The sequence below is a fragment of the Chryseobacterium sp. GW821-FHT04C04 genome (assembly GCF_059420365.1).
Genome location: NZ_JBWKTO010000005.1, coordinates 324,177 through 342,679, shown reverse-complemented (window position 1 = coordinate 342,679; position 18,503 = coordinate 324,177). Strand labels below are relative to the sequence as shown.

General features: G+C 38.1%; 18 protein-coding genes. 16 read left to right on the top strand and 2 right to left on the bottom strand.

Annotated features, from left to right (window positions below; all coding sequences use genetic code 11):
- Positions 1 to 248 precede the first annotated feature (248 nt).
- The 13 genes from AC07UM_RS18375 to AC07UM_RS18315 all read left to right on the top strand — a co-directional run bounded on the left by AC07UM_RS18375 (position 249) and on the right by AC07UM_RS18315 (position 12,210).
- Positions 249 to 614 carry a hypothetical protein gene (locus tag AC07UM_RS18375; protein ID WP_124533729.1) on the top strand — a complete coding sequence of 122 codons (366 nt, stop codon included), beginning with the start codon at positions 249 to 251 and terminating at the stop codon, positions 612 to 614.
- A gap of 155 nt (positions 615 to 769) precedes the next feature.
- Positions 770 to 1,072, top strand: a complete 303-nt coding sequence (gene ureA, locus AC07UM_RS18370; RefSeq protein WP_103232561.1) for an urease subunit gamma — start codon at positions 770 to 772, stop codon at positions 1,070 to 1,072.
- 11 nt (positions 1,073 to 1,083) lie between these two features.
- A complete protein-coding gene (ureB, locus tag AC07UM_RS18365) occupies positions 1,084 to 1,452 on the top strand; it encodes an urease subunit beta (RefSeq protein ID WP_131435166.1) in 369 nt (122 codons plus the stop codon).
- A gap of 1 nt (position 1,453) precedes the next feature.
- Positions 1,454 to 3,175 carry an urease subunit alpha gene (gene ureC / locus AC07UM_RS18360; protein ID WP_494681500.1) on the top strand — a complete coding sequence of 574 codons (1,722 nt, stop codon included), beginning with the start codon at positions 1,454 to 1,456 and terminating at the stop codon, positions 3,173 to 3,175.
- A 195-nt stretch (positions 3,176 to 3,370) separates the two neighbouring features.
- Positions 3,371 to 4,018 carry a hypothetical protein gene (locus tag AC07UM_RS18355; protein WP_494681499.1) on the top strand — a complete coding sequence of 216 codons (648 nt, stop codon included), beginning with the start codon at positions 3,371 to 3,373 and terminating at the stop codon, positions 4,016 to 4,018.
- Entirely contained in the window at positions 4,008 to 4,517 is a 510-nt protein-coding gene (ureE, locus tag AC07UM_RS18350; protein WP_494681498.1) for an urease accessory protein UreE, read from the top strand. Before AC07UM_RS18355 ends, ureE begins: the two co-directional genes overlap by 11 nt.
- Position 4,518: 1 nt before the next feature.
- A complete protein-coding gene (locus AC07UM_RS18345; RefSeq protein WP_494681497.1) occupies positions 4,519 to 5,208 on the top strand; it encodes an urease accessory protein UreF in 690 nt (229 codons plus the stop codon).
- Between the two features lie 202 nt (positions 5,209 to 5,410).
- Positions 5,411 to 6,049 (top strand): urease accessory protein UreG, encoded by a 639-nt coding sequence (gene ureG / locus AC07UM_RS18340; RefSeq protein WP_103290289.1) that lies wholly within the window; start codon positions 5,411 to 5,413, stop codon positions 6,047 to 6,049.
- On the top strand, positions 6,050 to 6,838 hold the full coding sequence (locus tag AC07UM_RS18335) for an urease accessory protein UreD (protein WP_494681496.1): 789 nt from the start codon (positions 6,050 to 6,052) through the stop codon (positions 6,836 to 6,838). It abuts the gene before it with no gap.
- Between the two features lie 64 nt (positions 6,839 to 6,902).
- The gene (locus tag AC07UM_RS18330; RefSeq protein ID WP_494681495.1) at positions 6,903 to 7,604 is read left to right on the top strand and encodes a hypothetical protein; all 702 of its coding nucleotides are present in this window, start codon (positions 6,903 to 6,905) and stop codon (positions 7,602 to 7,604) included.
- A gap of 210 nt (positions 7,605 to 7,814) precedes the next feature.
- Positions 7,815 to 8,702 (top strand): urea transporter, encoded by an 888-nt coding sequence (locus AC07UM_RS18325; RefSeq protein ID WP_494681494.1) that lies wholly within the window; start codon positions 7,815 to 7,817, stop codon positions 8,700 to 8,702.
- A 215-nt stretch (positions 8,703 to 8,917) separates the two neighbouring features.
- Positions 8,918 to 11,164 (top strand): TonB-dependent receptor, encoded by a 2,247-nt coding sequence (locus AC07UM_RS18320; protein ID WP_494681493.1) that lies wholly within the window; start codon positions 8,918 to 8,920, stop codon positions 11,162 to 11,164.
- A gap of 155 nt (positions 11,165 to 11,319) precedes the next feature.
- Positions 11,320 to 12,210, top strand: coding sequence for a helix-turn-helix domain-containing protein (locus AC07UM_RS18315; protein ID WP_494681492.1), 891 nt, complete (start codon positions 11,320 to 11,322; stop codon positions 12,208 to 12,210).
- A gap of 127 nt (positions 12,211 to 12,337) precedes the next feature.
- Here AC07UM_RS18315 and AC07UM_RS18310 read toward each other — a convergent pair whose 3' ends face one another.
- Positions 12,338 to 13,444 carry a DNA topoisomerase IB gene (locus AC07UM_RS18310; RefSeq protein ID WP_494681491.1) on the bottom strand — a complete coding sequence of 369 codons (1,107 nt, stop codon included), beginning with the start codon at positions 13,442 to 13,444 and terminating at the stop codon, positions 12,338 to 12,340.
- 204 nt (positions 13,445 to 13,648) lie between these two features.
- Positions 13,649 to 14,086: a DUF6526 family protein gene (locus tag AC07UM_RS18305; protein ID WP_494681490.1), complete on the bottom strand. Its 438-nt coding sequence runs from the start codon at positions 14,084 to 14,086 to the stop codon at positions 13,649 to 13,651.
- Between the two features lie 175 nt (positions 14,087 to 14,261).
- Here AC07UM_RS18305 and AC07UM_RS18300 point away from each other — a divergent pair, with 175 nt between their 5' ends.
- From AC07UM_RS18300 to AC07UM_RS18290, 3 genes are all read left to right on the top strand, one after another.
- Positions 14,262 to 15,368 carry a serine hydrolase domain-containing protein gene (locus AC07UM_RS18300; RefSeq protein WP_494681489.1) on the top strand — a complete coding sequence of 369 codons (1,107 nt, stop codon included), beginning with the start codon at positions 14,262 to 14,264 and terminating at the stop codon, positions 15,366 to 15,368.
- A gap of 217 nt (positions 15,369 to 15,585) precedes the next feature.
- Complete coding sequence (locus AC07UM_RS18295; protein ID WP_494681488.1) at positions 15,586 to 17,355, top strand: aminopeptidase P family protein; 1,770 nt, start codon at positions 15,586 to 15,588, stop codon at positions 17,353 to 17,355.
- A gap of 579 nt (positions 17,356 to 17,934) precedes the next feature.
- Positions 17,935 to 18,501, top strand: coding sequence for a Crp/Fnr family transcriptional regulator (locus AC07UM_RS18290; protein ID WP_494682284.1), 567 nt, complete (start codon positions 17,935 to 17,937; stop codon positions 18,499 to 18,501).
- Positions 18,502 to 18,503: the final 2 nt, after the last annotated feature.

Below are 18,503 nucleotides of genomic sequence, written 5' to 3'. Positions count from 1 at the left end.
AGATGTATTTATTCGATATTTTAAATAGAAGAAGTGAATGAAGTGAACGATCTTAATCATAAGAATAGAAACAACAAAATATTTGTCATAGTTCATAAATGATGATTAAGTATTGTAAATAAAGGATTTATGGCGAAATGTTAAAAATGTATAAAATTGCATTTGTTGCGATTTTGAACATTTTAAACGATTTTTTTGATAGCCGGAGTTTTAAGATTGTTCTAATTTTACACCATTATTAATCAGGTATGAAAAAAAGAGTCTTATTTTTCTCTTTTGTCTTATTTTTCTCAGCTTTGTGTGCAGGTCTTTTTGCACATAAAGGGAAAACTCAATCCTATCCTGATCTCCTTTCAAAAATACATCTCCTTCAACAGAAATCCGATCAGCAGACTCAGCCTGAAATGTATAGTTTCACAGACGCTCAGGATGTACAGGATTCCAATGACTGGGAGAAAGTGAAATTTGATTACTCAGTACTTGCCCAGCAGTGGTTACACTATTTCTTTGCAGGCTATACTTATAATACACAGGTTGCGGCTGTTCAAAACCGTATTTATTTTACAGCACCAAGATACATCCTGTATCATTCCCTGCAGATAGCAGGCTGCTAATCCCTTTTTTAAGATTTTAATGATCTGTTATGGTTTGTATTCATGTAAATACAGATCCGTAATAGTCATTCCCCATTTTACATTTTTGAACATTTCTATTTGCCTTACAGAAAGGTGAACAGGATCGTGTTTGTCCAATTTTAAATAAAAATATTATGCACTTAACACCGAGAGAAACGGAGAAGCTTATGCTATTTCTGGCAGGCGAACTCGCTCTAAAAAGAAAGGCAAGAGGCCTTAAATTAAACTACCCGGAATCAATAGCACTCATCAGTCACTTTTTGCTGGAAGGAGCAAGAGATGGAAAAAAAGTAGCTGAACTGATGCAGGAAGGCGCTCATCTTCTTACCAAAGATGATGTGATGCCCGGCGTTTCAGAAATGATCCATGACGTTCAGATTGAAGCCACTTTCCCGGATGGGACTAAGCTGGTAACCGTACATAATCCAATCCGCTAATACTATTGATGATGATACCAGGAGAAATTTTTGTAAAAGAAGGTACAATTATCTGCAATGAAGGCAGAGAAACTGTAAAAATAAAAGTAACCAATACAGGAGACCGTCCTATTCAGGTAGGTTCACACTTCCATTTTTTCGAAGTCAATAAAGCCATGAGCTTTGATCGCGAAAAAGCTTTCGGAAAGAGACTGAATATTGTAGCAAGTACTGCAGTACGTTTCGAACCGGGGGAAGAAAAAGAAGTGGAATTGGTAGAAATAGGAGGAACCAAAAAAGCGATGGGCTTCAACAACCTTGTTGATGGACAGGTAGATTCTGAAGAGCAGAAAAAAGCAAGCCTTGCAAAAGTTGAAGAGTTAAACTTTAAAAATTACTAAGATGAGCTTACACGTAGACAGAAAACAATATGCCAATATATTAGGTCCAACAGCCGGAGACAAAATCAGACTGGGCGACACTGAAATAATCATTGAAATTGAAAAAGACTTCACCCATTACGGAGACGAAGCTGTTTTCGGAGGAGGGAAAACCGTACGTGACGGCATGGGCCAGAATGTGACGGCTAAAAGAGACGAAGGTGTTTTGGATCTTTGTATCACAGGAGCAGTAATCATTGACCACTGGGGAATTGTAAAAGGTGATATCGGAATCAAAGACGGAAAGATTGTAGGGATCGGAAAAGCAGGGAATCCTGATACGATGGATGGGGTAAGTCCCAATATGATCATTGGAGCTTCAACTGAAGTTCACGGTGGAAAAGGATATATTGTAACTGCCGGAGGTATTGATACCCACATTCACTATATCTGCCCTCAGCAGATCGAAACATCCCTGTACAGCGGAATTACAACAATGATCGGTGGCGGTACAGGCCCTAATGACGGAACCAATGCTACAACTGTTACGCCGGGAAAATTCAATATGCAGAAAATGCTTGAGGCAGCAGAAGAATATCCGATGAACCTTGGTTTCTTTGGAAAAGGAAACTGCTCAGCAGAAGAGCCTATTGAAGAACAGGTGGAAGCAGGGGCTTTAGGAGTAAAAATCCATGAAGACTGGGGAGCAACTCCTGCAACCATTGATGCTGCCCTAAAAGTAGCTGATAAATATGACGTTCAGGTTGCCATCCACACTGATACTTTGAATGAAGGAGGATTTCTTGAAGATACTATGAGAGCGATTAACGGAAGAGTAATCCACACTTTCCACACGGAAGGAGCAGGAGGAGGCCACGCACCGGATATCATTAAAGCTGCCATGTATCCAAACGTATTGCCGGCTTCTACAAACCCTACACGTCCTTACACGGTCAATACAATCGATGAGCACTTAGATATGCTGATGGTATGCCATCACTTGAGCAAAAATATCCCTGAAGATGTAGCGTTTGCAGACTCACGTATCCGTCCTGAAACCATTGCAGCAGAAGATATTCTTCATGACATGGGAGTTTTCAGCATCATGAGTTCAGACTCTCAGGCAATGGGAAGACCTGGAGAAGTGATCACAAGAACATGGCAGACGGCAAGCAAAATGAAGGAGCAGAGAGGAGCTTTGGAAGAAGATCAGAATGCAGAAAACGATAATTACCGCGCTAAAAGATATGTAGCTAAATATACCATTAACCCAGCCATTGCTCACGGTATTTCAGAATATGTAGGATCCATTGAGGAAGGAAAATTAGCAGATTTGGTGATCTGGAAGCCTGCATTATTTGGAGCAAAACCGGAAATGATTGTTAAAGGGGGATTTGTAATCGCTGCTAAAATGGGAGATCCGAATGCGTCTATTCCAACGCCTCAGCCGATTATTTACAGAAATATGTTCGGAGCTCACGGAAAAGCCAAGTTTGGTATTTGTGCCAACTTCGTTTCACAGATCTCTATCGATAACGGAACAATTGCTTCTTACAAATTGGAGAAAATGATTCTTCCCGTGAAAAACTGTAGAAATATTTCAAAAGCAGATCTTATTCATAATGATAAGACTCCTTTAATTGAAGTGAATGCTGAAAACTATAAAGTAACGGTAGACGGTGAATATATCACTTGTGAGCCGGCAGAAACACTTCCTTTAACACAGTTGTATTTCTTATTCTAAGATAAATCTTAAAGCAGGGTGTCTGAAAGTATCATTCTGAATGAAATGAAATGTAGTGAAGAATCTCCGAGCATTATCAATGAGATTCTTCCTTCGTCAGAATGACAAAAGTCAAATAATTGAGATTTTCAGACACTCTGTTTATTTAAAGTTTATCCCAATAGAATGTAAAACAATTATAGAACTAAGCTTAGAATGAAATATTTAAATAAAACAGTTTTTTCTTTTGCCATAGCCGGAATATCTATGCTTTCAGGAAATGTAAGCGCTCAGTTTTTAGGAGGACACAGACTGAAAAGTGATGAAGAAGGCCCCAAAGGACAGTTTATGGTGTACGGTTCTTTAGACTATTCTAAAATCACAACACCGTCAAGCAGCAGCAGTACCGTTTCGAGTGCACCGCTGGGAGTGGGGTACTTTATCAACAATAATGATCTTATCGGAGTCAATTATGCATACTCACAGAATACGGTTGATCACAATGTAGTCTATAAACAAAATGAAGCCGGTATCTGGTACAGCCCCTCATTAATGCTAGGGAAATACTTTGTATTGATTGGACAGGTGGATGCCCATTATGTTTGGGGACAACAGCTGTCAACGGCGGCTGATGCTATGCAGAATTTTAACGGGTTTCGTCTTCGTGCCTATCCTCTGATCGGAATTTTATTAGGCGGAGGCTGGGCTCTGAAATTCAAATTTGCTGAACTTTCAATGCTTCAGACCAAGACAAAAGAAGAGGGTTGGACGAAAAGTTATATAGCAGGAATCAGTGGTTCAACATTCGGAGTGGGTATTTCCAAAAACTTAGACTTCAGAAAAAAATCCAAAAATGATAATTAATCAAATCATAGGCAATCTAACCGAAAATCCTATAGGGAAAACCATAGATTATCTTGATCTGGAATGGTTTGAAACCACCAAAAGAATCCAGCGCAAAAAAACCAGACAAGGAACTGATGTTGCCATCAAGTTTCTTAGAGAAGGCCAGCGTTTGCGTGAAGGAGATATTCTTTTTGAGGATGCCGAAAAAATAATCGCGGTCAATGTGCTGGAAACAGAAGCTATTGTGATGTCACCTGCTTCATTGTTGGAAATGGGTACCGTGTGCTATGAAATAGGAAACAAACATATTCCGCTTTTTATTCAGGAGGATAAAGTATTGCTTCCTTTTGAAATGCCCATGTTCAGATGGCTGGAAGCAAGCGGTTTCAAACCGGAAAAACAATCCGTAAAACTGCTGAATCTTCTTAAATCTAACGTAGAACCTCACGGACACGGAAGCCTTGGCTCTACAATCTTTACAAAAATCTTAAAAATGGCCGCTCCGAAAGATGAATAATATGAACATAACCTTTCTGTCAGGACTCCTTCATCTCTCTGACCCTACGCTTCCCATAGGGGGCTACAGCCACTCCAACGGACTGGAAACCTATGTACAGGAAAGAATCGTGCATAATCTGGCAACAGCAAAAGAATTTGTTCAGAATATGCTGGAGTACAATCTTAAATTCAATGACGGAGCTTTTGTAAAAATGGCTTATCAAGCTGCAGAAAATGGTGATCTGCAACAACTGTTGGATTTAGATAACGAATGTAATGCGATAAAATGTCCGAAAGAAATCCGTCAGGCCAGCCAGAAATTAGGCCTCAGGCTGATCAAGATCTTCAAAAGAAAAGAAAGTTCCCCTTTGATGGAGGCTTTTGAAAAAGCAGTTCAGCATAAAGAAGCCAATTCTCATTACTGTATTGTTTTTGGGGTGTATGCTTATTTAATGAAGATCCCTTTGTACGAAGCACTTCTGGGATTTTATTATACCTCCGTTGCAGGAATGATCACCAATGCCGTAAAATTGGTCCCTCTTGGCCAGCTGGACGGGCAGGATATCTTGTTTTCCCTATATCCTGTCATGGAAAAAACAGTTGTAGAAACTATAGAACTGGACAGAGATATGGTGGGGCTTTGTAATACGGCTTTTGATATAAGGTGTATGCAGCATGAGAGGCTGTATTCAAGACTTTATATGTCGTAAAGCAAAAGTAAAAAGATAAAAGGGAGGAAAGGCAAAATGATAAAGGAAGACTGGAAAAGCTAAGAAAATGAAGAAACTTAGGACCCAATGAATGGGATGTTTCTTAGCTGAATGAAATGCCTTTGCACCCCTTATAATATTCTCAATTGATAAAAAAATCAGCGCCTATCGCGCTAAAAGAATAAAGTAAAATTTAAATACAATGGAAAATAGAAAATATATAAAAGTAGGAGTTGCAGGACCGGTAGGTTCAGGAAAAACAGCCTTATTGGAACGTCTAAGCAGAAAATTATTCGGGAAATATGATCTTGGAGTGATTACGAATGATATTTATACCAAAGAAGATGCTGAATTTATGGCGAAAAACAGTCTTCTTCCTCATGACAGAATTATTGGAGTAGAAACGGGGGGCTGCCCTCACACTGCCATCCGTGAAGATGCAAGTATGAACCTTGAAGCGGTAGATGAGCTTGCAGCACGTTTCCCGGACATCGAACTGGTTCTTATTGAGAGTGGAGGGGATAACCTTTCAGCGACCTTCAGTCCGGACCTTGCAGACGTTACCATCTTCATCATCGATGTTGCAGAAGGAGAAAAAATCCCTAGAAAAGGAGGTCCCGGTATTACAAGATCAGACTTATTGATCATCAATAAAATTGACCTTGCCCCGCATGTAGGAGCCAGTCTTGAAGTGATGGAAAATGATGCCAGAAGAATGAGAAAAGGAAATCCTTTTGTGTTCACAAACCTTAAAACAGATGAAGGACTGGATAAGGTAATCGGATGGATCAAAAAATATGCTCTTTTAGAAGAAATTGAAGAACCGAACTTAGTAAGATAGATGGATAGTCGTTTAAGTATTATTGCAGGATTCAAGGGAGGAGAATCCTATGTGAAAGATCTTTATGTCTCGCTGCCTTTCAGAGTAGTTTCTGTAGGACAGCGAAAAAGTGACAAAAAGCTCTATCAGATGGTGATGAGCTCCTCTCCGGGAATTCTGGATGGAGACCACTATCATCTGGACGTTGCCCTTGAAAAAGGATCTGCACTTCAGCTGCAGTCACAATCGTATCAGAGGCTTTTCAACATGAAGGATAAGGCACTTCAGGAGCTTAATGTAAGGATGGAGGATGAAACTTCTTTTGCCTACGTTCCTCATCCTATTGTTCCGCATGAAGACTCTAACTTTAAGAGTAAAGCAAATATTCACATCGGGAAAAACAGTCAGATCATCATCAGTGAGATTATTACCTGCGGGCGAAAACATTATGGAGAAGTTTTTAAATTAAAACGTTTCCAGAATGTAATGGAAATCTATCATAACAACAAACTCGTCGTGAAAGATAATGTTCTGATTCAGCCTGATATGATCCCGATCAGCAGTATTGGAAATCTGGAACAGTACACCCATCAGGGAACCCTAATTTTCTACAGCACAAAGGAAAATGTAGAGAAGAATGGCTTGATTGAAGAGATTGTTGAGGCTGCAGCACAACATCATGAAGAAATGGAAGTAGGAGTTTCTGCCATGGAAGACAACGGTTTTGTAGTAAGAGCTTTAGGACATGGAGGTGAAATGATGTACAACTTCTTCCTGCATATTCAGGAAATTCTTTGGTCTTTAGAATAAAAAGGGAGCCTTGTCAAGGTTTAAACCTTGACAAGGCTCCCTGGTAAAAAAATTAAATAAAAAAATGGACAGTACACTTTGGGCGCTTCTTTTGAGTGCCATTTCAATAAGTTTTATACATACCGCTTCAGGGCCGGATCATTATCTGCCATTCATCGTACTCTCAAAATCAAAAAAGTGGAGCGGAATGAAAACAGCCATATTAACAGTGGTCTGCGGATTTGGGCATGTTTTCAGTTCTCTGATCTTAGGTTTTATAGGAGTTTTCCTTGGATGGCAGCTGAATAAGATCTCCTGGTTTCAGGATATCAGAGGGAATTTCTCAGGATGGGCATTGCTGATCTTTGGGGGAATTTATTTGATATATGGTCTCATTCAGGCGATCAGGAACAAACCTCATAAGCATTTTGATGTGATGGGTGATGATGTTTATGTATATGAGCATAATCATACTGAAGTAGTAATGCCTCAGAAAAGAATAAAAGTGACTCCGCTTGTACTTTTCATGATTTTCGTAATGGGACCGAGTGAACCTCTGATTCCTTTATTATTCTATTCAGGAGTGAAACATTCAATGTCTGAAATTGCAGTACTGGTGACTTCTTTCACCATAACAACAGTTTTAACAATGCTCGGAATGGTACTTCTGGGACGCTATGGTTATTCCACCTTATTCAATACTGAAAAACTGGAAAGATATATGGGTGTGGTAAGCGGAGCGGTGGTAACGGTTTGCGGAGTTGGGATGGTCTTTCTTGGATGGTAAAGTGATGCCGGTTGAGAGTTTTGGGTTTGAGAGTGGGAGTGACAGCGTTGAAGACTCAAGGTTATTACATCTTTCCTTGATGATCAATAATTCACCATTCCTTTGCGAAGCAAAACTGAATCTTGATAGTTAAGCCTAAAATGTCTCTTATCTCTCATCTTTACGTCTTTTATCTCAATATCTACAATCATTAATACAATTAAAAAAACTATGAACGAATTTTTCAAAAAAATCCCTTTTTTAGATACTATTTTAAAAGGAATCGGGCAGATTATGCTTCAGGAAAACAGATGGACAGGGCTTTTGTTTCTGATAGGCATCTTTATGGGGAGCTGGCAGTGTGGGGTGGGAGTATTGCTTTCAACGGCAGCCGGAACCTTCACTGCGATGAAGCTTAGATACAATAAATCTGAAATCAATGCCGGGTTGTATGGTTTCAGTGCAGCCCTTGTAGGAGTAGCATTATCTTTTCTATTCGAAACCACATTATTGATCTGGGTTCTTATTATACTGGGGGGAGCATTAGCTGCTGTTATTCAACATTTTTTTATTCAAAAGAAAATTCCGGTCTTCACTTTTCCTTTTATCATCATTACATGGGTGTTGGTATTTACACTTCATCATTTTACTCATATTCCACCATCTGTAATGCTGAGCAGTGAAGTGACTCCTACTCAATATGACGATTTGCTCTCTTGTACCAATGGTTTTGGTGAAGTCATATTTCAAGGTGGTATACTTTCAGGAATGATTTTCTTTCTTGCTGTTTTTATCAGTTCTCCAATAGCTGCTTTATACGGATTGGCAGCCTCTATTCTTGGGGCGGGATTATCACAATTGAATGGAGAACCTGTTAAAGAAATCCACATGGGGTTATTTGGTTTTAATGCAGTGCTTTCGGCAATCGCATTCTCAGGAGTTAAAAAAACAGATGGCTTATGGGTGCTTATTGCTGTTCTTTTAACTATTGCCATTGATGATCTTTTAATAGACAATCACTGTCTGGATATCGTTGGCGGAGTATTTACATTCCCATTCGTAGCCGGAACATGGATTACTCTTTTAATTCAGAAGGTATTTCTTAAAGCAAAAAACTAAGGTTTTTAATAGGTTGGAGAATCGGAAGGTTTGAGAATGAGAGAGTGGAAGACTGTTTAAGGTATGAAGTTCAAGGTTCAAATTTTAAATTTCCACAATAATTGTATTCACTTGCGAAGCAAAATTGACCATTCACATCCAAGATCAGGTGTCTCCTGTTTCTCATCTCTCCATCTATTATCTCTCCTCTAATTTCTAATTTAACAAAACAAAAAATGAAAATAACAAAAATAGCCGCAGCATTTCTAGTCATGGTATTCAGTGGAAAAATGATGGCGCAGGAAGCAGAAAAACAACTGCTGATAAAAGATGCCGATGACAAATTTCCAATCGCGGATGTTTTAGTAAAATATGACCACGGAAACAGCCATACCCACACAGGAACTGACGGCACATTTGCCATTCCTGTAAAATCGCTTCCTGATACTCTCGTGATCAGTCGTCAGGGATATGATGAGGTAAAATGGATGGTAGCCAATGATGAAGATAAAAGTAAAGTTCTTTTTTTACAGCATAAGCCGTTTCAGATTTCTGAAGTAGCCATCAATCACAGTTCTTTTTTATCAGCCATTACCAAAGTAGATCTGAACAAGTTTCCGGTAAGCTCTGCACAGGATCTGTTGAGAAAAGTTCCCGGGTTGTTTATTGCACAGCATGCCGGGGGAGGAAAGGCTGAACAGCTTTTTTTAAGAGGATTTGATGCCGATCACGGTACCGATGTAAGTGTGAATGTAGACGGAATGCCGGTAAATATTGTTTCTCATGCCCATGGTCAGGGATACTCAGACTTACACTTTGTCATTCCTGAAACCGTTAATAATATTGATTTCGGAAAAGGAGCTTATTATATGGATCGGGGAGATTTTAATACGGCAGGATATGTAGATTTTCAGACGTACAATGGCTTGAAAAACAGTATGATCAAACTGGAAGGGGGATCTTTTAATTCAAAAAGAGTGTTGGGGATGTTCAATATTCTGCATGATGATCTCGGGAGAAAAAATGCCTATATAGCAGCAGAATACAACTATACAGACGGGCCTTTCGATGTAAAGCAGAATTTCAACAGAGTCAATATCTTTGGAAAATACAATCAATGGCTTACCGATAAAGACTATTTTAATATCCAGTTTTCAACATTCAATTCTTCGTGGAATGCTTCCGGGCAGATTCCGGAACGTGCGGTAGATGAAGGAATCATCGGAAGATGGGGAAGTATAGACCCTACAGAAGGTGGAAAAACATCCAGAACAAACCTGCAGATGAATTTTAAACATATCATTTCTCAATCCGAACAGATCGATGCTATGGCTTTTTATTCAAAATATAATTTCAATCTGTATTCTGATTTTACCTTTAATTTAAAAGATAAAGATCATGGCGATGAAATTCAGCAGACCGACGGAAGAAATATTTACGGAGCCGAAGTAAAATATACAAAGACTTTTTCCCTTCCCAACAGCTCTTTGAACTGGACTTCAGGAATAGGATTAAGAAATGATGATATTACTACTTTACAGCTGAACCATGTGTACCACAGAGATCTGCTGCTTGACAGGTTATCAGACGTGACAGGAACGGAAACCAATCTTCATGCCTATTCAGGTTTGATCTGGAAAACCGGAAAATGGACCATCAATCCGGCTTTGAGAGTAGATCATTTTATCTTTAATATGCATAATCTTTTGGATGTGGAGCAATTGCCATCCGGACAATCCAAAGAAGCTACAAGAGTGAGTCCAAAACTGAATTTCTCTTATGCCCAGAATGATAACGTGATGTGGTTTCTGAAAACAGGGATGGGCTTTCACTCCAATGACCTGAGAGTAGTGGTTCCTAATAAAAACGAAAATACTCTTCCTTATTCCATTGGAGCAGATTTTGGGGTAAGGCTGCACCCTTTCAAATCGTTGATCATTACGCCAGCTTTATGGTATATGGATCTTCAACAGGAGTTTGTATACGTTGGGGATGATGCTGTGGTAGAACCTTCCGGAAAATCGAGACGTTTCGGAGCAGATCTTGGCGTTCGTTTCCAGCCATTAGAAAACTTTTATCTGAATGCTGATATCAATTATTCCCATGCCAGATTTATAGAAGAAGAAAAAGGTCAGGATTATGTTCCGCTGGCGCCTGTTGTAACCAGTACAGGATCTGTAAACTGGGATTTCCTGAATGGTTTTTCTTTAGGACTTCAGTACCGGTATCTTGGTGCAAGACCAGCAGTGGAAGATAACAGTATCAGAACCAAAGCTTACTTTGTGAACGACCTTATGCTTTCTTACAACCGTCAGAAGTGGGGAGCCAATATTCAGGTCAACAACCTTTTCAATGTACAGTGGAATGAAGCCCAATTTGCGACGGAAACCCAATTAAAAGGAGAAGCAGAACCTATCACAGACCTTACCTACACACCGGGAAGTCCTTTTGGAGTAAGAGTAGGAGTGTACTATAAATTCTAAGTGAGAGATTGAGAGGGTAAAAGGATGAGAGGGGTTGAGAGGTAAGGGCGGGATGGGGGTACTCTTTTGCAATTTTGCTTTTTCGCTCTTCTCAGCCGATTCAGTATTGATTCTTAAAAATATTTTGTATAACTTTAAATAATCATAACAAGGATATGGAAGTTCTATCCAATTTTCAATATAAAAAGCTTTTTCTACCGAATATCACGGACAAGATATTAGCCAACAATGCTGATCTGCAGCTGTATCGGATAGAAAACTATCTTAAAGGGATTCTAATGCCGGTGATTCCGTACCGTACAACGTTTAATTTTATTATTTTCGTTACCAACGGTCATATCAGACAATATCTTGAAAATAAAGAATATCATGCAGAGAAAGGAGGGGTTATCTTTATAAAACAAGGCACCATTACAGCAACAGTCGAATTATCCGACGATATCGAAGGTTTCTTCCTTGCCTATGAAAATAATATTCTTTCTGAACAGGAACTGCCTAAACATAAAAGCAGTATTTTTTTCATGACCCCTTTTCTGAATCTCGACAGTCTCACGTATGGTACCATTACACAGCTTCTCCCGATTATGGAGCAGGAATTATGGTTGAATAACCTCAATGTCAATGATGTGGTAGTGACTATGCTTCATCTTATTTTAATCAAGATTTTGAGTACAGATTCTGATACCCATCATAAATCTGCGACACGTCCTATGGAATTATCTCTTCAGTTTCGGGATCTTTTGTTTAAGTATCACGTGGTGGAAAAACGGGTGGCATTTTATGCTGATAAACTCTCTGTGACAGAAAGTTATCTGAATAAATGTGTAAAAGGCGTAACTCAGAAGTCACCCAAACAGTGGATCAATGAAATTGATATTAATTACAGCAAGGCATTACTTCATTCCAGTAAAGATATCGCGGAGATAGCCTATGAGCTGAATTTTCATACGGCCTCCCATTTTACGCAGCTTTTCAAAAAAATTGCAGGGATTACCCCGAAGGAATACAGGGTTCAGTTTTTGAACAACAGTAGGATTTCGGTTTGATATAAAATAATATAATTAAATGTCAATGGTCAATTTTGCTGCGCAGTAAATAGTCAATGGGTTGATGAAGTACAGAATAAAAAATTCACTGCGAAGCTAATTTACCATTCACTATTGATTGGGATTCCTACATTCTCTCGTTTTCCAGAATTTTCAGAACCAGTTTTTCCTCTCGGGTCAGATCGGTTTTCCCGTCATTTTTTTCAATGACTTCCAGTTCATCAAGATATTTTTTGATGGTATTATTTTCGTAAAGATTGATGACTAAAGGGTGAACGTAGTATTTTCTGCATACAGCTGTTGTGTTTCCCAAATGTTCAGCAACAATATCAAGAGCTTCTTTTACCTTTTTTTTATATTGGCTGTCATTTTCTGCATATCCTATTTCTTTAAAAGCAATCAGAGCGCTTACCGTTCCGGACCAGGTTCTGAAATCCTTAGCGGTAAAATCTTCACCACTAAGCTCTTTAATATAATCATTCACCATCCCGGAATCTATTGAGTGTAGATTTCCTTCATCATCAAAATACTGGAAAAGTTCTTTCCCCGGAATATCTTTACACTTCTGAACGAGTCTTGACAATCTTTTACTCCGAAGATCAATACGATGCATAATCCCTTTTTTCCCTTTAAAAGAAAAAGTGATTTTCTGTCCATTCACCTTCACATGCTTACCTTTCAAAGTCGTCAGGCCAAAAGAACCATATAGTTTTTCATAAATGGCATTGCCGATACGGATGTTGGTTCTCTGCATAAGGCTTACAATTAAAGCCAGAATTTTCCGCTTTTCAAAATTTCGCGCAGCAAGATCCTGTTCTACTTGCAGCCGGATGTCTGGTAATGCATATCCGAACTGAAGCATTCTGTAAAATTTCGTATGATTTCTTAAAGCGTTCCAAAGAGGATGGTAACGGTATTGCTTCCTTTGCTTGGCATCAAAACCTGTTGCCTGCAGATGTCCGTTTTCTAAGGCACAGATCCATACATTTTCCCAGGCAGGCGGAATCACCAGCTTATTGATTCTTGTAATTTCCTCCTTATTACTTATTTTTTTTCCTTCTTTATAATAGGAATATTTTTTTCCTGTTTTCTTACGGATAATTCCGGTGGTTTCCGCATCGGTGGTATATACAAGATGTACCGCCTTTGCAGAAGCTTCCGGATCCTTCATGATTTTAACAATTTTTGAAGGCTTCAGGTGAGAAATGATCTCCAGATCTGTATTCTTCTCCATAAAGCATGGTTAGGAGTTTTTACCCCTCGAAAATATCAGTAAAAGAATCACTACTATCGCACAGACTAGGATGATTCCCCACCACATTCCTGCTTTAAAAATTGTTTCTACTGCCTCACAGCTTGTTAACATCAACAAGCATAATATCGTAATACTGTATAAGCTTAATTTTTTCATAGGTATATATTTGTTTGAGTGTGTTGGTTAAATTCTCAGCCGATCAGCTCTCCAGTTTTTAATAGATCTTTTAATTTCGTCTCCTGATATGTTTTCATGAAGAGCCCTGTATAAAAGCTCTTTGAATTCATCATCATAGGTAAATCTCAATGCAGCAATCTGATCGAATTTCAGTTTTTCAGCAACCTCATCAGATCTTTTATTGAAAATCTCGAAATAACGCTGTTTAAACTCCAGGATCACCATACGGTTTTGGAGCCCCAGAGCATAATGCTGCCGTGTCATAAATGCCAGATAAAAAAGCAAAAAAATAACGATAGAAAACAGGATCCATATCAATTGATTTTCCGGATCAGCCCAGATTTTATAAATTCCTAGCATCTCCAATATGATGAGCAAAGGAAGGTAGATAAAATGATGTGGCGGATAAAATTTTCTGTGGTTATTGTAGTTTTGCTGTTTCATGAAATAAAATGTAGCAATAATCTTTCCAAAAATTTATTATTTTGATAATGTGGTAGCTTTTTATACTGTAAAATGGTTTGTTTTATGAAATATGTTTGTGATTTTAATGTTTTAAAAAATGCGTATTTTTTGATTGGTAAACCGAAATGTTTTTAACTTTCGGAAAACTATTTCAATGAAAAATATCTTATTCATTATAAGTGTGTTATTTCTTACAACAACCTCCTTTTTTGGACAAAATCATAAAAAAAAGGTACTGGAGTATCTTGCAAAAGAAATGAAAAAAGAAGGAATTCCCGGTTTGCAGATTGCTATTATTAAAAATAACAAAATTTTATTTTCGAAACCTTTGGGGATAGCCAATATTGAATTTTCAGTTCCCGTTACGAATAATACAAAATTTTCTATCAATTCTATTGCTAAAATATTTACTGCTGTTACCATTATGCAATTGGTGGAAAAGAACGATCTTGAAATTGAAAAACCCATTTCTGTTTATTTGGATCATATACCGGAAAACTGGGGGAGAATTACCATCAGACAATTACTAAGCCATACTTCAGGTTTACCGGATATAGAATCAGAAAATGGAGGTGGTTTAATTAGTGACAAAGGACAGGATTCTGCATGGGTGAAAGTTCAGACTTTACCACTATTGTCTGATCCGGGAGAGAAATTCAACTATAATGCGACTAATTATCTTGTCTTACAGAAGATTATTGAAAAAATAGGAAAACTTCCTTTCGAAGAGTGGGTCGAAAATGGTCAATTTAAAATTGCCAAAATGAATAATACAAAATATGGAAACTCATATGATGTAATGAAAAATAAAGCTCCCACTTATAGTTTTTATAGATTGGATAAAGCAACAGGTAATCATATCAAAGGAAATAAGCTCAAAGAACTATATGAGGATTTTCCTACAAGTTTCAGAACTGATGCAGGTGTTTTTACGACCGCTGATGATATTGCTCAATGGATTATTGCATTACAGGATGGTCAATTTTTGCAGGATCAGGAAAATATCAGAAAAATGTGGATGCCTGTAGCTCTAAATAATGGAAGTTATGACGGTTTTGGAGGATTATTAAATGCATATGCATTAGGTTGGCCGGTTATCCGGAGAGAAACTCATTTTGCTGTTTCAGCTTTTGGAGGGGGGCGTGCCTCTGTAAATATATATCCGGATGATAATTTAACAGTTATTCTGCTGACCAACCTTACGGGAGTTGAAACCTATACTATAGCGGATAATATCTCAAAAATATTTTTTAAAAACTAAAGCTTTCTATTTTAAAATAAGAAAATACAATAAAAACTTTGGTGAAATTTATAGTTGCATAATTGAGGTTGTTTAAAATAAAAACAAAAAATAAATTATATTTTCCTTGTAAAAGGATTTCTTTAAAAAAGAACAGATTATTAAGGAAAATAGGGAATATATTTAATCTGCCAACATCAAATTTTTCGTAACTTTCGGTGTTTAAAAAAGAAAAAGAATGACTTCAAAGGAAAAAGTTGCTGCGCTTCGTGAAGAAATGCAGAAAAATAATGTTGATGCATTTATAGTATATTCTGCAGACCCGCATATGAGCGAATATCTTCCTGAACAATGGCAGGAGAGAGCTTGGTTGTCAGGTTTCTTAGGTTCTGCCGGTTTTGTGGTAGTTACCAAAGACAAAGCTGGACTTTGGACAGACGGAAGATACTTTACACAAGCGGCTATTGAGCTGGATGGTTCAGGAATCGATCTTTTCAAGGACGGTATGGAAGGTACTCCTAATTATATCGACTGGATTATTTCAGAAATCCCTGCCGGTGGTAAAGTGGCGGTAAATGCTTTAGCAGCTTCTAATGCCAACTGGGAACTGCTTACTCAAAAATTTAATTCAAAAAATAGTACGCTGGTAGATTCTCCGCTTTTAACCGAAGTTTGGAAAGAAAGAGGAACTCCATCTGCCAACCCAATCTTTGTACATCCGGTAGAAAGAGCCGGTAAATCGGTATCTGATAAACTTTCTGCAATTCGTCAGAAAATGGAAGATCAGGAGGCTACCGTACATATTATTTCAAGTCTGGATGATGTAGCATGGACATTGAACCTGAGAGGAAGCGATGTAGAAAGCAATCCTGTATTTTTAGGATATATCGTAATTACTAAAAACGATGCAGTTCTATTCACGGGATTAGAAAAAATGGAAGTGGGGGCAAGAAAACAAATGGATGACTCCTTTGTAAAAATGATGCCTTACGAAGAATTCTACAATTATCTGAAGACATTCAAGAATGAAAAAGTATTGGTTTCTCCAAACAGCAACCAACAGATTTTTGCAACATTACAAGCCGAAAACCAGTTTATCAAAGCTCCGGTTCCCGGTAACCTGATGAAAGCCCAGAAAAATGAGGCTGAGCTGGAGGGTTTCAGAACCGTAATGGTAAGAGACGGGGTTGCGATGGTGAAATTCCTTTATTGGTTAACACACAATGCAGGAAAAGAAACTATGAATGAATATTCTATCGGGCAGAAACTGAGAGGTTTCCGTGCAGAAGGAGAAAACTTTGTAGGAGAAAGTTTTGGTTCTATCATAGGATATAAAGATAACGGAGCCATCATGCACTATTCTGCCAAAAAAGAAGGAAGCAAAGAAGTGACCAATGAGGCTACTATTCTTGTAGATTCAGGAGGTCAGTACCTTGAGGGAACTACAGATATTACAAGAACTTTTGCATTAGGAACACCTTCTGAAGAGTTTAAAAGAAATTCAACATTGGTATTACAGGGATTAATCCGTTTATCGATGGTGAAATTCCCGAAAGGAACAAAAGGAGTACACCTTGACGCCATTGCGAGACTTCCGTTATGGATGGAAGGGAAAGATTTCAACCACGGAACAGGACATGGGGTAGGAAGCTTTATGAACGTACACGAAGGACCGCAGAATATCAGAAAAGACCTGAACCCTCAGGACCTTCTTCCGGGAATGGTTTGTTCAAATGAACCAGGGTACTATCTTGAAGGGCACTATGGAATCCGTCATGAGAACCTGATCGCAGTAAAAGAAGCCGAAAAAACAATTCACGGAACATTCTATGAATTTGAAACGCTTACCTTCTGCCCGTTCTTTAAAGATACAGTGGCGAAAGAAATTCTTTCAGAAAGTGAAATTGCATGGTTGAATGGTTACCATAAGACCTGTGAGGAAAAACTAGGTCCTTACCTGGACGGAGAAGTTAAAGAATGGTTCTTACAATTGGTAAGCCCTCTTTAGTAAAGGAAGTCAGGGTGAAAGTGAATGATAATCATAACTTTAAATCTTGAACTTTAAACAATAAACAGAATATTGTTAGATAAACTAAAGTCCTGTAAGGTATGTCCTGCAGGGCTTTTTTGTTTACACAACCGTATTTTTACGGATAAAAGTTTAGGGATTACCCTGATTGATAAAAACCGGAACTGACCTATCTTTGTTACAACAAAACATCATTCATATCTTCATAAATAACTCAAGTAAATTCAAAACGGTAGATCATCTCGTCCTGAGATGATTTTTTTTGTTGTTAATTGAAGTTTACCAATATGCTCCCGTTTAAAAAGAGGTTGTCTCAAAAGTGTCATTCTGACGAAGGAAGAATCTCATTAATAACGAGAAGTATGAGATTCTTCACTACATTTCATTTCTTTCAGAATGACAAAAGCCAAATTATTTGACTTTTGAGACAGCCTCCACCTTTGCTTTCTTTTAAATAAAAACCTTACAAAAATTAAAATTTTACGTTGATAAAGAATGCTGTCTCTATTCTTTTTATTTATTTTCGTGGTTTATTAGAATTCCCTAATGTCAAGAATGATGGTACATGATTATTTTCGAAGCTTTAATCTGTTTTCAGAAGATGAAATTGAAGAGTTATTGCAGCTTTTCGAAATCAGGAAAGTAGATAAAAATGACTATTTCATACGGGAAGGCGAGCGGTGCCGGGAAGTGGGATTTATAAAATCCGGAATTTTCAGGTCTTTCTATATTTCTGATGATGGGAAAGATATGACCTATTGTTTCAGGTTTCCCAATACCATGATTGCTGCCTACTCATCATTTATTTCAGGATGTCTCAGTAAAGAAAATATGCAGGCCATCAATGATGCAGAGCTGATGATTCTGAAAAAAGAAAAGATGGATACCCTTATTCAGGATAATCTGAACTGGACCAAATTTTTGAAAATCATTGCCGAGCAGGAATATCTTGAGCTTGAAAATAGATTTTTCCAGCTGCAAAGAGACACAGCCACACAACGATATACTACGCTTATTAAAAACTATCCCGACTATATCCAGAAAATTCCACTGCAGTATTTATCCTCTTACCTCGGAATTACACAGCGGCATTTGAGCCGGATCCGGAAGAAAATTACTTTTTAGAC